Genomic DNA, 12734 nt, shown 5'->3' on the forward strand with positions numbered 1-12734 from the left:
GGCGGCTCAGTCTTCGAGCGGGCCGGCCTGCGCGGGGACGCAGTCGGTCCAGCTGACGGGGGCGAGCTCCAGTTCCACCGGCTCGCCGGGACCCTGAGGGAGGCCCCCTTCGCCCTCGCCGTCGTATGCGTCCTCGTACGCGTCCTCGTCCTCGTCGTCCGAGCGGAAGACGAGCTCCGGCGGGCCCACCAGCCTTCTGCGCAGCTGTACGGCCTGGAACAGCGGGGTGGCGCCGTCCGGGGCGAGCACGCTGGCCGCGATCCCGGACTTGGCGGTGACCGCGTACTTCCCGATGGCGCCGGCGACCGCCAGGGGGCCGCCCAGGCTGCCCGCGCGGACCCGGAGGTTCATCTGGGCGCCGTGCTGCTCGGAGACCAGGATGGCGGTGGGGCCGGTGCGCACAACCTCGGTCACCACGACGTACTCGCTGCGCCAGGTCTTGTTCGCGTACCGCTCGCGCAGCGCGTCCTGGAGTGCGAGCAGGTTCCCGATGGTCTCCTGCACGCAGCCCGATGCCTGGAAGAGCGTGGCTCCGCCCCGGTCGAAGGTGATGGACAGATTGGTCATGACATCGGCCGTGGGGTCGTCCACGCGGGTGTCGGCGGTCACCGCGACACAGTCCGCGGAGGAGTAGTCGAGATCGACGATCTTGCTTTCGGCGTCCTTGGCGAAAGGGATGCCCAGCTCGTCGAGGGTGGTGACCTTCCTGAACCGGTGCTGCGAGATGAGGCCGACATCGCCCAGCGCGAGGGGGGTGGAGGGGAGCCAGCAGGCGAGGTACTTGTACTTCTTGTGCAGTTCGCGCGTGTACCGGTCGGGGATGGAGCTCATGTCTGGCCTGGCCTCTCGCGCCGGATACTCCCTGAAATGACGGGAGTTGGGACTCGGCCATCAGGCTAAGGGGGACGGGGCGGCCTTGTCCGGGATACGGGACGGAACGCCGGCCGAACCGCGGGCGGGCAGTCGGGCGCGGGCAGCCGGGCGGGCGTACGGGACCTGGGCGACGGAGGGCCCGGTACGGCCGATCAGAGGCGGGAACAGCACTCCTTCGAGGGAACCGGGGGGCCGGAACCAGTCGGTGGCGCCCTCGGCTGCCGAAGAAATCGTGTCGGCCCCAGCCGGGGCTGTGCGGCACCGCGGTGCCGCTGGCAGTTGCGAGGAGATGTACACGTGATGCGTGTGTGGAAGAGCGCGGGCCTTGCCCTGGCGGTCGGTCTGGCGGTCCTCGGCGGTGCGTCCTCGGCCTCGGCGGACGCCGAGGCCCACGGGATCGCGGCGGGCTCGCCCGGCGTGCTGTCGGGCAACCTGATCCAGATCCCGATTCACATCCCGATCAACGTCTGCGGAAACAGCGTGAGCGTGATCGGTGCGCTGAACCCGGCCGGCGGCACCGTCTGCGTCAACACCTGACGTTCCCGAATCCCCACTCGTCCCGTCCCGGCGCTCAGCCGGGGCGGGACGAGGTCGTTCATGGACGCGGCCCGGGCCGCGTCCATGAATTCTTCCTCAAGGCTCAAGAAGCGCGCCCGTAGCGGACGTTCCTGCTCCAGATCCGTTCCAGTCGTACGCGGGTGCCCGGGCGGGGGGCGTGCCAGATCTTGTCGTCGCCGGCGTAGATGCCCACGTGTTCCATGGTCGAGCCTCTGGGGAAGAACACGAGATCGCCGGGCGTGCGGTTCCGCCGGGAAATGTGCGAGGTGTTCTCGTACTGCTGGTCGGCGGTGCGGGGCAGCCGTCTTCCGGCTTTCCGGAAGGAATAGAGCATCAGGCCCGAACAGTCGAACCGTCTGGGTCCTGTGGCGCCGCGGGCATAGGGCGCGCCCTCCTTGGAAGCGGCCACGGCCAACGCCGTGACGCCGTACGGCGCGGCCGCGTCGGCGGCTGAGACGGGTCCGGTCGAAGTGCCGAAGGTCAGGAGGAAAAGGAGCAGCAATGCGCGGGGGAGACGGGATCGGGCGGCGCGGCGAACAGGGTGCTGAGCCTGTCGGGCCTTACGGGAGTCGGTCCTTGAGACGGACATCGCGATACCTCCGCGTTCGGTTGCAGATAACGGTCGGTCGAATACGTCGAAGTCCTGCTTTCGGTGACGTAGTTCCTGGCGAGCAACGGCCGACCAGTTTTCTCCGATGAGGCCCCCAATTCACTTTCGACATGGGTTGGCCTGTATCGGTTTTGCAACAAATCCGCGAAATTATGGAAAACATATCCGCGCGGGAACGTCCGACTCGCAAGGTGCGGCCGGGTAGTTCGCGTGGTGCGGTTGACCGGGACTGCCGGAGGTCGCCAGACTCGAATACCTGTGACCTCCGGCATCCGGACCGGGCGACCACCTCATGAGCAGGGGACGTTGTGACTGGACAGGTAATTCCGCACGAGGTACAGGGCAGCGGCTCCCGGCGCGCGCTCGTGCTCCACAACTGGTTCGGCGACCGGTCGAGCTTCGACCCGATGCGCGAGTACCTGGACGGCGACGCGTTCGGCTACGCCTTCCTGGACTGCAGGGGATACGGGGAAGCCATCGACACCGAGGGCGCCTTCACCATGGAGGAGGTCGCCGAGGACGCCCTCGCGGTGGCCGACCACCTGGGCTGGGAGAGCTTCTCCGTCATCGGCCACTCCATGGGTGCCAAGGCGGCCCAGTTGATGCTGCTGGACGCCCCGGCGCGGGTCCGCTCGATCATCGGCATCTCGCCCGTGCCCGCGTCCGGCTTCCCGCTCGAAGGGGAGATGTGGGAGCTGTTCGCCGGCGCGGCGAAGAATCCCGGCAACCGCAGGGCGATCATCGACTACACCACCGGCGGAAAGCGTGACGACACCTGGCTGGACGGCATGGTGGGCCGTTCGGTGGGGAACTCCTCGGCGACGGCCTTCCGCGCGTACCTGGACTCCTGGGCCCGTGCCGACTTCCACGAACGGGTGGAGGGCAAGGGAAACCCCGTCCCCGTACTCCTCGTCGCCGGCGCGAACGACCCGGCGCTGGGGTCCGAGGCCATGCAGGGCACCTGGCTCCAGTGGTACCCCAACGCCGAGCTCGAAGTGCTTCCGGACGCGGGCCACTACGCGCCGGAGGAGACGCCCGAGGCCCTCGCCGAGCTGGTGGAGCGGTTCCTCGGCCGCTGAGTCACGGGTCCACCGGAGCGGCGCCGCGCCTCAGTCGCCGATGTCCCGGCTGCGGAAGTCCTCCAGCGTCTCGCGCCGGACGAGGAGCCGGGCCGTTCCCTCGTGGACCGCGACGACCGCGGGGCGGCCCACGAGGTTGTAGCCGGAGGCCATGGACAGCTGGTAGGCACCCGCCACCGGTACGGCGAGCAGATCGCCGGGGTGGATGTCGCCCGGCAGTTCCACGTCGGCCGCCAGGATGTCGCCGGCCTCGCAGTGCCGGCCGACGACGGTGGCGGTACGGGGTCCGGCCGCCGAGTGGCGGCCGATCAGGCGGGGCGCGTAGCGGACCCCGTACAGGGCGGGTCGCGGGTTGTCGCTCATGCCGCCGTCGACGGCGACGAACACCTTCTCGCCGGTGTGCTTGACGGCGAGTACCCGGTACAGGGCGATGCCGGCCGGACCGGCGACGGCCCGCCCGGGCTCGATGAGGAGCCGGGGGACGGGCAGCCGGGCGGCGGCGCAGCCCGCGGCGAGTTCGGTACGCAGCTTGCGGGCGAGCGCGGTGAGGTCGAGGACGGGTTCGCCCGGCCGGTAGGCGACTCCGTGGCCGCCGCCCATGTCCAGCTCGGGCAGGGCGATGCCGTGCGTGTCGCGGATGCGGGCCATCAGCCCCACCATCCGGCGCAGGGCCACCAGGTAGGGCTTCACCTCGGTGATCTGCGAGCCGATGTGGCAGTGCAGGCCGGTCAGTTCGAGCTGCGGCTGGCCGAGGATCCGCGTGACGGCGTGCTGCGCGCCCCCGTCGGTGAGGGAGAGGCCGAACTTCTGGTCCTCCGTACCGGTGCGGATCTTGTCGTGGCCGCCTGCCGAGACGCCCGGCACCACCCGCACCATGACCTTCTGGTGCCCGTCGGGGCCGACGGCGGCCGCGATCCGGGCGATCTCGGACGGGCTGTCGATGACGATCCGCCCCACACCGAGGCGCAGCGCCGCCTCCAGATCGCGGGGCGACTTGGCGTTGCCGTGCAGCACGATGCGCTCCGGCGGGAAACCGGCGGTGACGGCCAGCTCCAGTTCCCCGGCCGAGCACACGTCCAGGCCCAGCCCTTCCTCCCGTACCCAGCGCACCATGGCACGGGACAGGAACGCCTTGGCGGCGTACAGCACGTCGGCGTCGGGGAAGGCGTCCCGGTAGGTCCGGCAGCGCCCGCGCACCTCGCCCTCGTCCAGTACGTAGGCCGGTGTGTCGAACCGGTCGGCGATCTCGGTGAGGGGTACTCCGCCGACGGCCAGGCCGCCGTGCGGGAGCGGGGCCGTGGACGCGGGCCAGATGGACAGTTCACCGGCACCGGACGGCGTTTCGGAAAGGACGGCGATGGTCATGGTGATCCCCTTCAGGCGGTCCGGGCCGTGGTCTCGGGTGCCGGCGGGACCGGCGTCCCGAGCGGCGCGGTGATCGCCGCCGGGGTGACCGGGGGAGCGGTGAGGGTCGGGTCGACGGTCAGCAGGTTCACTCCGAGCGGTTCGGCCATCGCCCGGAGCGCGGCTTCGGAGAGCCGGATCCAGGGCTGGGCCGCGCCGAGCGCGGCGGCCAGCCGGTCCGGGCTGGTGAAGCCGACGGCGGTTCGCGTTCCCAGCGGGGTGCGGAACAGCCGCACCACCAGGTGCGCGTCTCCCGGCCGGGCGGGCACGTACAGAGGCCCGGCCGGGGTCCGTTCTTCAGGCTCGGGGTCGTCGTCGTACAGGAACAAACACATGGGGCCCTCCCTGAGGAACCACGAGTGGCGGTCGGTGTCCCGTGCGCGGAGAGGCGGTCCGGGACGCACCGTCGAAGCTATCCCCGTATCCGCGCGGCTGTGGCCACCCCGTAACGCGACCCATACGGCGAGTGGCCGAGTCCTGACGGATCGCTGACGCCCGCCGGTGCCGGTGCGCCGCCGCAGGGCCCCGAAATATGACGGCTGATCAGGTCGGATCTCCGCAAGGGGGAGTGAGTGCGACGAGGGGGGCGCGTGGTGGTGCGCGAGATATCGACCTGATCACAAGGCACCCGAGCCGGGACCATTCCTTTTAGGTGTGCCTTACCTAAGTTGTATGGTGACGCGGTTAGTTCGGCAAATGGGGGAGGCAAGTGGTGTCCTTAGGTGACGTCCGTCTGGTGGCGGACGATCTGGACGTCGGGCACGCGGGTCGCCCGGTTCTGAAACAGGTGAACCTGTCGCTGCGGGCCGGCGCGATCACCGTGCTGGTCGGCCCCAACGGCTGTGGCAAGTCCACCCTGTTGCGCACGGTGGCCGGTCTCCTGCCGCCGCTCGGCGGCGAAGTGCGCATCGACGACGTGCCGCTGCGCCGGCTGGCCCGCCGCGCGCTGTCCCAGCGCCTGGCGTTCCTCCCGCAGACCTCGCACGCTCCGGCCGGGGTGACGGTACGTGAGCTCGTACGCCACGGCCGGTACGCCCATCGCGGCGCGCTCGCCCGGCACACCGGCGAGGACACCGAATCGATCGAGTGGGCGCTCGACGTCACCGACGCCGCCCCCCTCATGGACCGCCGTCTCGACGAGTTGTCGGGCGGTGAGCGCCAACGGGCCTGGCTGGCCATGGTGCTGGCGCAGCGGGCGGGGGTCCTGCTGCTGGACGAGCCCACCACCTACCTCGACATGCGCCACCAGTTCGAAGTGCTCGACGTGGTGCGCCGGCTGGCCCGGGAACACGGCATCGCCTGCGGGGTGGTGCTGCACGACCTGATGCAGGCGGCGGCCTACGCGGACGAGGTGGTCGTCGTCGCGGACGGCGCGGTCGCCGCGTCCGGGGCACCGGACGACGTGCTGACCCCCGACGTCATCCACCACGCCTTCGGCCTGCGGGTCACCGTCGTCCGCGATCCGCGGACCGGATACCTCGCCTGCTTCCCGCAGCGCTCCGACGCCGGCGCTGACGCCGGCGCGGACACGGGCGTCGAGCCCGCCGCCACGTCCTGAACCCGCACACCAAGGAGAGTTCCACATGCAGAGGATCCTGCGCGCCCTCGCGACGAGCGGTACGGCCGCGGCGCTCATGCTGTCGGCCGTCGGCTGCGGTTCCGGTACCGCCGGTGACGCGGCGGGCGGCAAGCCCGCCGGGGACAAGCCGGCGATCGGCAAGATCACCGTCGAGACGGCTCAGGGCCAGATCGCCCTGGACAAGCCCGCGACGAAGGTCGTGACGCTGGAGTGGACGTACACCGAGGAGCTGGTCGCCCTCGGCGTCACTCCGGTGGGCAACGCCGACAACAAGGGCTACGGCACCTGGATCACCGCGAAGGGGGCCGGCCTCGCGGAATCCGTCACCGACGTCGGCAGCCGCAACGAGCCGAGCCTGGAGAAGATCAGGGCGCTCCAGCCGGATCTCATCGTGATCGACGACGACCGCTCGAAGGCGAACCTCAAGGCCCTCCAGGGCATCGCCCCGGTCGTGTCGTTCAAGTACACGACCAAGCCCCAGCTCGACACGATGAAGAAGAACTTCACCGAACTGGCCAAGGCACTGGGCAAGGAGGACAAGGCGGCCGAGGTCACCCGGCAGATCGACACCAAGGCCGCCGACCTCAAGGGGCGGCTGGACAAGGCGGGCAAGGGCGGCCTCAAGTACGCCGTCGCGCAGGGCTTCACGGCGAACGGCACCGCCTCGATCCGGATGCTCACCGACGACGCCATCGCGCCCCAGGTGCTGAACCTCGCGGGGCTGAAGAACGGCTGGAAGGGCGAGCCGGACGCGTGGGGCATGACCACCGTCGGCGTGGAGGGCCTGACCAAGGTCGAGCAGGACGCGACCTTCCTGTACGTCGCCAGCCAGAAGGACAACCCGTTCACCGGCGACCTCGCCGGCAACGCGGTGTGGAAGGGGCTGGAGTTCGTGAAGAACGACAAGGTCCTCCCGCTCGACCCCGGGACCTGGCTCTTCGGCGGCCCGCTGTCGGCGCTGCACATCCTCGACGAGACCGGCAAGGCTCTGAAGGTCTGATGACTTCCCCCGCCCGTCCGCTCGACCGCGCCCGTCCGCTCGCGCCCGCCCGCGTGCCGGGCCGCAGCCCACGCGCCGTGCTCGTGGGCTGCGCCCTGGCGCTCGTCCTGTGCCTGGTCGCCGTCGTCCACCTCGGTCTGGGGGCCTCCGGTGTGGGCATCGGCGACATCGTGGACCTGCTCGCGGGTCATGGCGAACCCCACACCCGGGACGTCCTGGTCGGCAGCCGGTTGCCGCGCACGCTGACCGGCCTGGTCGTCGGCGTCGCGCTCGGTGTCTCCGGAGTCCTCGTCCAGGGCGCGACCCGCAATCCGCTGGCCGCTCCCGACACCCTGGGCGTCAACGCCGGTGCCTACTTCGCCGTGGTGCTGGTGGCGTTCACCGGGGTGAGCCTGGGCCCGCTGCCCGCCGGAGCCGCGGCCTTCCTCGGCGGCGTCCTCGCCATCGCCCTCGTCTACCTGCTCAGCAGCAGGGGCGTGCTCACACCCGGGCGGGTCCTGCTCGCCGGGGCGACCGTCGCGCTCGCCGGCACGGCGGCCGCCGAGTTCCTGCAGATGCTCGACCTCCAGGCGACCCGCGGACTGTTCTTCTGGGGCAACGGAACCCTGATGCAGTCCGGGCTGGAACGGCCGCTGACGCTCGGCGCGGTCGTCGGCCTGGGCGCGCTGGCGGCGCCGCTGCTGGCGCGCCCGCTGGACCTGCTGGCGCTCGGCGACGAGACGGCCGAGGCGATGGGCGTGCGCGTGGAGCGCATCCGTCCCGCCGCCTTCCTCATCGCGGTCCTGCTGTCCGCCTCCGCGGTGTCGCTGGCCGGACCGATCGGCTTCGTCGGACTCATCGCACCCGTCATGGTGCGGCAGTTGGGGATCCGCAAGCACGCCCTGCTCATCCCGATGGCGGCGGTGCTGGCCGCCACTGTGCTGCTGGCGGCGGACGCGGCCGCGCAACTGGCCGTGCCGCCGTCGGCCGTCTACACCTCGGAGATCCCGGTCGGCGTGGTGACCGCGCTGATCGGAGGCCCCGTCTTCATGCTGCTCGCGCGCCGGGTGAGCACCGGCGACGCCGACACCGGCGCCGCGGTCACGGTCTCGGGCGGCCGCCGGACCCCCGCCTACACCGTGGCCATCGGGAGCGGGCTCGTCGCGCTGGCCGTCGCGATGGCGCTCTCCCTGCGGGTCGGCGACGTCGAGATCGGCTGGAGTCAGCTCGGCACGGCGCTGTTCGGGTCCGCCGGGCAGATCACCGAAGCGGTGGTGTCGTACCGGCTGCCGCGCATCCTGGTGGCAGCCCTGGCCGGTGCCTGCCTGGCCGTGGCGGGCGCTGCCGTGCAGGCGGTCGTACGCAACCCCCTCGCCGAACCAGGGCTCGTCGGCGTGACCGGAGGGGCTTCCCTCGGCGCCGTCCTGGTCATCCTCGTCGTGCCCTCGGCGCCCCTGGCCGCCCTGCCCGCGGCCGCGGGAATCGGCGGTGTGCTGATGCTCGCCCTCGTGCTCCTCGTGGCCCGGGGGAGCAGGGAGGGGGGCCGTGCCGGCCTGGACCCGACCAGGGTGGTCCTGGTCGGGCTCGGGGCCGCCGCCACCTCGATGGCCCTGGTCAACATCATGGTGGTCGGCGCGCAGATGAACATCTCGGCCGCGCTCAGCTGGCTCGCCGGCAGTACGTACGCCCGTGACTTCACCGCGCTCGGCTGGCTCGCGCTGCCGGCGCTGGCCGCGATGCTGCTGGTGATCGCGGCGAAGCCGGTGAACCTGCTCGCCCTCGGTGACGAACTGCCGCGCGCACTGGGCCTGGACCTGGGGCGGGCCCGGCTGCTCGTGCTGGGCGCGGGCGCCGTACTGGCCTCCGGGACGGCCGCGGCGGTGGGCGCGGTGGGCTTCGTCGGACTGGTCGCCCCGCACCTGGCCCGGCGCATCGTCGGCAACAGCACGGCGCGGATGGTGCCGATGGCCGCGGTGCTCGGAGCCGTCCTGGTCGTCTCCTCGGACGCGCTCGGCCGCTGGCTCCTCGCGCCGACCGAGATTCCGGTGGGCATCGTCACCGCGCTGGTGGGTGCCCCGTACCTGGTGTGGCTGCTGCGCCGGACTCAGGAGGTCTGAGCGACCGAGGACGAGCGGCGCCGCTCGGCGGAGCCGAGGCTTCGCGCCTCGGCCCTGAGCGTGCGTGCCGCCAGTACGCCGAACAGGCAGACGAGAGCGGAGGCCAGACAGACGGCGGTGAAGGCGCCCGAGAAAGCGGACCGGGCGAGCGGCCGGAGGGCGGGTTCGAGGAGTTCGAACCGCCCGGTCTCCACCGCCGCCCGGGGCGGTACGAGGCCTTCGGGCCCGGACCCCGGTCCGGATCCCAGCCCGGCCTCCAGGCGGGCCGAGAACAGCGCCCCGAAGACGGCGACACCGGCCGCCGTGCCGAGCGGGTAGCAGGCGTTGGTCAGCCCGGAGGCCATCCCGGCCCGCTCGGCGGGCACCGCACCCACCGCCACGCCCATCAGCGGCGGGAAGATGACCGCCCCGCCGGCGCCGAGGAGGACCAGGCCGCCGGTCGTCGCGGCCGGCCCGGCGCCCGCCCCCGCGGCGGCGGCGAGCGCGAGCAGGCCCAGCCCCTGGAGGGCGAACCCGGCGGCGACCAGCCGATCGGGTGCGAAGGCCTTCTGCAGCCGCGCCACGAACAGGCCCGTCACCAGCAGACTGCCCGTCAGCGGCAGCAAGTACAGGCCGACTTCGAGTGCCGAGAACGCGTGGGCGCTCTGCAGCCAGAGCGTGGTGAAGGCGAGGACGCCCAGGCTCGACATCCGGGCGAGGAATCCCAGGAGAGCCGCCCCGGAGAAGGCACGGATGCGCAGCAGCGCCATGTCGATCAGTCCGTCGCCGCCGCGCTGACTGGCGACCAGGGCCCCGGCGAGTACGACGCCGAGTGCGGCGGAACCGAGTACCCGCGGCGCCGTCCAGCCGGCCTCCGGGCCGGTGACCAGCGGATAGTGCAGGGCCAGGAGCATGCCGACGCCGAGTGCCGCGCCCAGCGGATCCAGCCGCCGGCGCGTCTCCCCCGGCGCGGCGGACTCCGGCATACGGGCCAGCGCACCCGCCACGACCAGGATCCCGATCGGGACATTGACGAGGAAGATCCACCGCCACCCGAGCGTCTGCACGAACAGACCGCCGACCACGGGCCCGAGCGCCCCCGCGGCGGAGGCGATGGCCGCGAACGCGGCTATCGCCCGCTGGCGGCGGACGCCTTCGTAGGCGGCCGCGAGCAGAGCGAGCGTCGGTGCGAACACCAGGGCGCCGCCCAGGCCTTGGGCCGCCCGGGCGGCGATGAGGCTGCCCGCGTCGGGCGCCAGTCCGCATCCTGCCGAGGCGAGGGTGAACAGCGCCATCCCGGAGGCGAACACCGTCCGCCGTCCCACACGGTCGGAGAGCGCCCCCGCGGTGAGCAGCAGGGCGCCGAAGGCCAGCGAGTACGCCGACACCGTCCACTGCACCCGGCCGAGACCGGCATCAAGGTCCCGGGCGATGTCCGAGAGGGCGACGTTCACGACGGTGACGTCCAGGGTCATCACCACGCCACCGGCGCTGACCAGGGCGAATGTCCATCGGGGAGTGCGACGGCAGGGAGGCATCGCTGATCACCTCGAAGAAGAATCCCGAAGGAGAGGAAGGTTTGGTTAGCCTAACCTAATGAATCTATTGACATCCCGTCATGCGGCACGGATGGCCGGAAGTTGAGCTTGCTGGTTAGGTGAGGCTTACCTAATCTGACCTGTGCCTGGGCTGCTCCTGCCCCCAGGCGAGCCGATCCAGCGACCACGGAGCCGTTTGATGCCCATCCCCCCCGACCATCCCGTCCCCACCCTCTCCGAAGTGGCCCCCGCGGCCTGGCGGGAGGCCAACCGCCGGCTTCTCGCCAAGGCGCTGGGCGAGTGGTGCTTCGAGGACATGCTCAAGGCGACGGAAACCGGAGACGGCGGCTACCGCGTCGATCTCGACAGCGGTACGACCTACGCGTTCGACGCCGCGCCCGGCGCGTTCGGATGGCTGCGGGTCGACCCGGGCTCGATCACGCGCACCGCCACCAGCATGCTCGGCAACGCGGTGGCCGAACCGGCCTGGGACGCCCAGCAGTTCCTCCTCGAAGCGGCGTCGACCCTCGGCAGCGACGCCTCGACGATCGCCACCTACTTCACCGAGCTGTCCGCCACGCTCGCGGTCGACGCCGCGCGCATCACGCACGGCGGCGAGACCGTGGCGCAGCTGCGCGCCCTCGGCCACACCGAGCTGGAGTGCCGGATGACGGGGCACAACCTCCTCGTCGCGAACAAGGGCCGCATCGGCTTCTCGGCCACCGACGTACGGAACTACGCCCCCGAGTCGGCCCAGTCGCTCAGGCTCCGGTGGCTGGCCGTCCACCGCGGTCTCGCCGAGTTCCGCGGCACCTCCGAGCTGTCCGAACAGGAGATCCTGGCCCGCGAGCTGGACGAGGACACCCGGGCTCGCTTCACGGCGGTCCTGGAGGCGGCCGGAGTCGACCCGCAGGGCTACGTGTGGATGCCCGTGCACCCCTGGCAGTGGGACCACGCCGTCCAGATCCTGCACGCGGCCGACGTGGCGCAGCGGCGCGTCATCCCGCTGGGCGACAGCCCCGACGCGTACCTGCCGGGCCAGTCCATCCGCACCATGGCCAACACCACCACCCCCGACCGGTACGACGTCAAACTCCCCCTGAAGATCCTCAACACCCTCGTCTGGCGCGGCATCCCGCCGCACTGCACCATGGGCGCCCCCGTCGTCACCCAGTGGCTGCGCGGACTCGTGGAGCGCGACGCCTTCCTCGCCGACGAGTGCCGGACCGTGTTCCTCGGCGAGGTCGCCTCCGTCACCGTCCGCCACCCCTACCTGTCCAAGCTGGAGGACGCGCCCTACCAGCACCTGGAGACCCTGGGCTGCATATGGCGGGACTCGGTCACCGCCCGCAAGGACCCGGACGAGCGGGTCCGCACCTTCGCCTCGCTGCTCCACGTCGACCACACCGGCGACGCGTTCGTGGCCGAACTCGTCCGCGCCTCGGGCCTCGACCCGCAGGAATGGCTGCGCCGGCTCTTCGACACCCTGCTCGTCCCGATCCTGCACGTGCTCTACCGGTACGGGGTCACCTTCAACCCGCACGGGCAGAACACGCTGATCGGCTACGACGAGAACGACGTCCCGGCCCGCCTGTACCTGAAGGACTTCGTCGACGACGTGTGCGTGTCCTTCACCGACGTGCCCGAGCGCGGACCGGAGCCGGACGGACACGACCACGTCCTGCCCCGCAAGCACCCCTCCATCATCAAGCAACACGTCATGGACCAGGTCTTCGTCGGCCACTTCCGTTACCTCGCCCCGCTCTGCGCCGAACAGCTCGGCGTACCGGAGAAGACCTTCTGGCGCATGGCCCGCCAGACGATCCTCGACTTCCAGCACCGCTTCCCCGAACTGGCCGACCGGTTCGCCGAGTACGACCTGCTCACCCCGCAGATCCCCCGGTACGGGCTGAACCGCGACCGGATCGTCGTCACCCGCTACGGCGACCGCGCCCTGCGCCACGCGCTGTATCCGAACGGCACGCACCCCAACCCGCTGGCAGAAGCCTGAGGAGGCC

11 protein-coding genes are annotated in these 12734 nt (G+C 71.5%); 6 read left to right on the forward strand and 5 right to left on the reverse strand.

Going from position 1 to position 12734, the window contains the following annotated elements:
• Positions 1-6: 6 nt before the first annotated feature.
• Entirely contained in the window at positions 7-831 is an 825-nt protein-coding gene (locus ACGFYQ_RS11305; RefSeq protein ID WP_393742397.1) for a hypothetical protein, read from the reverse strand.
• Between the two features lie 342 nt (positions 832-1173).
• Between ACGFYQ_RS11305 and ACGFYQ_RS11310 the strand changes: the two genes are divergently transcribed.
• Positions 1174-1410, forward strand: a complete 237-nt coding sequence (locus tag ACGFYQ_RS11310) for a chaplin (RefSeq protein WP_393742399.1) — start codon at positions 1174-1176, stop codon at positions 1408-1410.
• Between the two features lie 103 nt (positions 1411-1513).
• Here ACGFYQ_RS11310 and ACGFYQ_RS11315 read toward each other — a convergent pair whose 3' ends face one another.
• Complete coding sequence (locus ACGFYQ_RS11315; RefSeq protein ID WP_393742401.1) at positions 1514-1933, reverse strand: C40 family peptidase; 420 nt, start codon at positions 1931-1933, stop codon at positions 1514-1516.
• A gap of 416 nt (positions 1934-2349) precedes the next feature.
• Here ACGFYQ_RS11315 and ACGFYQ_RS11320 point away from each other — a divergent pair, with 416 nt between their 5' ends.
• Positions 2350-3120: an alpha/beta fold hydrolase gene (locus ACGFYQ_RS11320; protein WP_393742403.1), complete on the forward strand. Its 771-nt coding sequence runs from the start codon at positions 2350-2352 to the stop codon at positions 3118-3120.
• Positions 3121-3150: 30 nt separating this feature from the next.
• On the opposite strand, the gene lysA is transcribed toward ACGFYQ_RS11320, so the two are convergent.
• Entirely contained in the window at positions 3151-4485 is a 1335-nt protein-coding gene (lysA, locus tag ACGFYQ_RS11325; RefSeq protein WP_393742405.1) for a diaminopimelate decarboxylase, read from the reverse strand.
• An 11-nt stretch (positions 4486-4496) separates the two neighbouring features.
• Positions 4497-4859, reverse strand: coding sequence for an SAV_915 family protein (locus ACGFYQ_RS11330; protein WP_393742407.1), 363 nt, complete (start codon positions 4857-4859; stop codon positions 4497-4499).
• Positions 4860-5236: 377 nt separating this feature from the next.
• Between ACGFYQ_RS11330 and ACGFYQ_RS11335 the strand changes: the two genes are divergently transcribed.
• Genes ACGFYQ_RS11335 through ACGFYQ_RS11345 form a run of 3 tightly spaced genes read left to right on the forward strand, consistent with a single transcriptional unit; the run spans position 5237 to position 9199 of the window.
• Complete coding sequence (locus tag ACGFYQ_RS11335) at positions 5237-6082, forward strand: ABC transporter ATP-binding protein (RefSeq protein ID WP_393742409.1); 846 nt, start codon at positions 5237-5239, stop codon at positions 6080-6082.
• A 25-nt stretch (positions 6083-6107) separates the two neighbouring features.
• Entirely contained in the window at positions 6108-7103 is a 996-nt protein-coding gene (locus ACGFYQ_RS11340) for an ABC transporter substrate-binding protein (RefSeq protein ID WP_393742411.1), read from the forward strand.
• Positions 7103-9199 carry an iron ABC transporter permease gene (locus ACGFYQ_RS11345; RefSeq protein ID WP_393742413.1) on the forward strand — a complete coding sequence of 699 codons (2097 nt, stop codon included), beginning with the start codon at positions 7103-7105 and terminating at the stop codon, positions 9197-9199. The genes ACGFYQ_RS11340 and ACGFYQ_RS11345 overlap by 1 nt, the downstream gene beginning before the upstream one ends.
• Here the strand turns inward: ACGFYQ_RS11345 and ACGFYQ_RS11350 are convergent.
• On the reverse strand, positions 9187-10716 hold the full coding sequence (locus tag ACGFYQ_RS11350) for an MFS transporter (RefSeq protein WP_393742415.1): 1530 nt from the start codon (positions 10714-10716) through the stop codon (positions 9187-9189). The two genes, ACGFYQ_RS11345 and ACGFYQ_RS11350, sit on opposite strands and share 13 nt — an antisense overlap.
• 199 nt (positions 10717-10915) lie before the next feature.
• On the opposite strand from ACGFYQ_RS11350, the gene ACGFYQ_RS11355 reads away from it, so the two are divergent.
• Positions 10916-12727 carry an IucA/IucC family protein gene (locus ACGFYQ_RS11355; RefSeq protein WP_393742417.1) on the forward strand — a complete coding sequence of 604 codons (1812 nt, stop codon included), beginning with the start codon at positions 10916-10918 and terminating at the stop codon, positions 12725-12727.
• Positions 12728-12734 lie beyond the last annotated feature (7 nt).

Source organism: Streptomyces sp. NPDC048258 (assembly GCF_043201995.1).
Lineage (GTDB): Bacteria > Actinomycetota > Actinomycetes > Streptomycetales > Streptomycetaceae > Streptomyces.

Excerpts from the sequence above, each read along its gene's own strand:
- ACGFYQ_RS11305 (WP_393742397.1), bottom strand. The coding sequence starts at position 831 with ATGAGCTCCATCCCCGACCGGTACACGCGCGAACTGCACAAGAAGTAC.
- ACGFYQ_RS11310 (WP_393742399.1), top strand. The coding sequence starts at position 1,174 with ATGCGTGTGTGGAAGAGCGCGGGCCTTGCCCTGGCGGTCGGTCTGGCG.
- lysA (WP_393742405.1), bottom strand. The coding sequence starts at position 4,485 with ATGACCATCGCCGTCCTTTCCGAAACGCCGTCCGGTGCCGGTGAACTG.
- ACGFYQ_RS11330 (WP_393742407.1), bottom strand. The coding sequence starts at position 4,859 with ATGTGTTTGTTCCTGTACGACGACGACCCCGAGCCTGAAGAACGGACC.
- ACGFYQ_RS11340 (WP_393742411.1), top strand. The coding sequence starts at position 6,108 with ATGCAGAGGATCCTGCGCGCCCTCGCGACGAGCGGTACGGCCGCGGCG.
- ACGFYQ_RS11345 (WP_393742413.1), top strand. The coding sequence starts at position 7,103 with ATGACTTCCCCCGCCCGTCCGCTCGACCGCGCCCGTCCGCTCGCGCCC.
- ACGFYQ_RS11350 (WP_393742415.1), bottom strand. The coding sequence starts at position 10,716 with ATGCCTCCCTGCCGTCGCACTCCCCGATGGACATTCGCCCTGGTCAGC.
- ACGFYQ_RS11355 (WP_393742417.1), top strand. The coding sequence starts at position 10,916 with ATGCCCATCCCCCCCGACCATCCCGTCCCCACCCTCTCCGAAGTGGCC.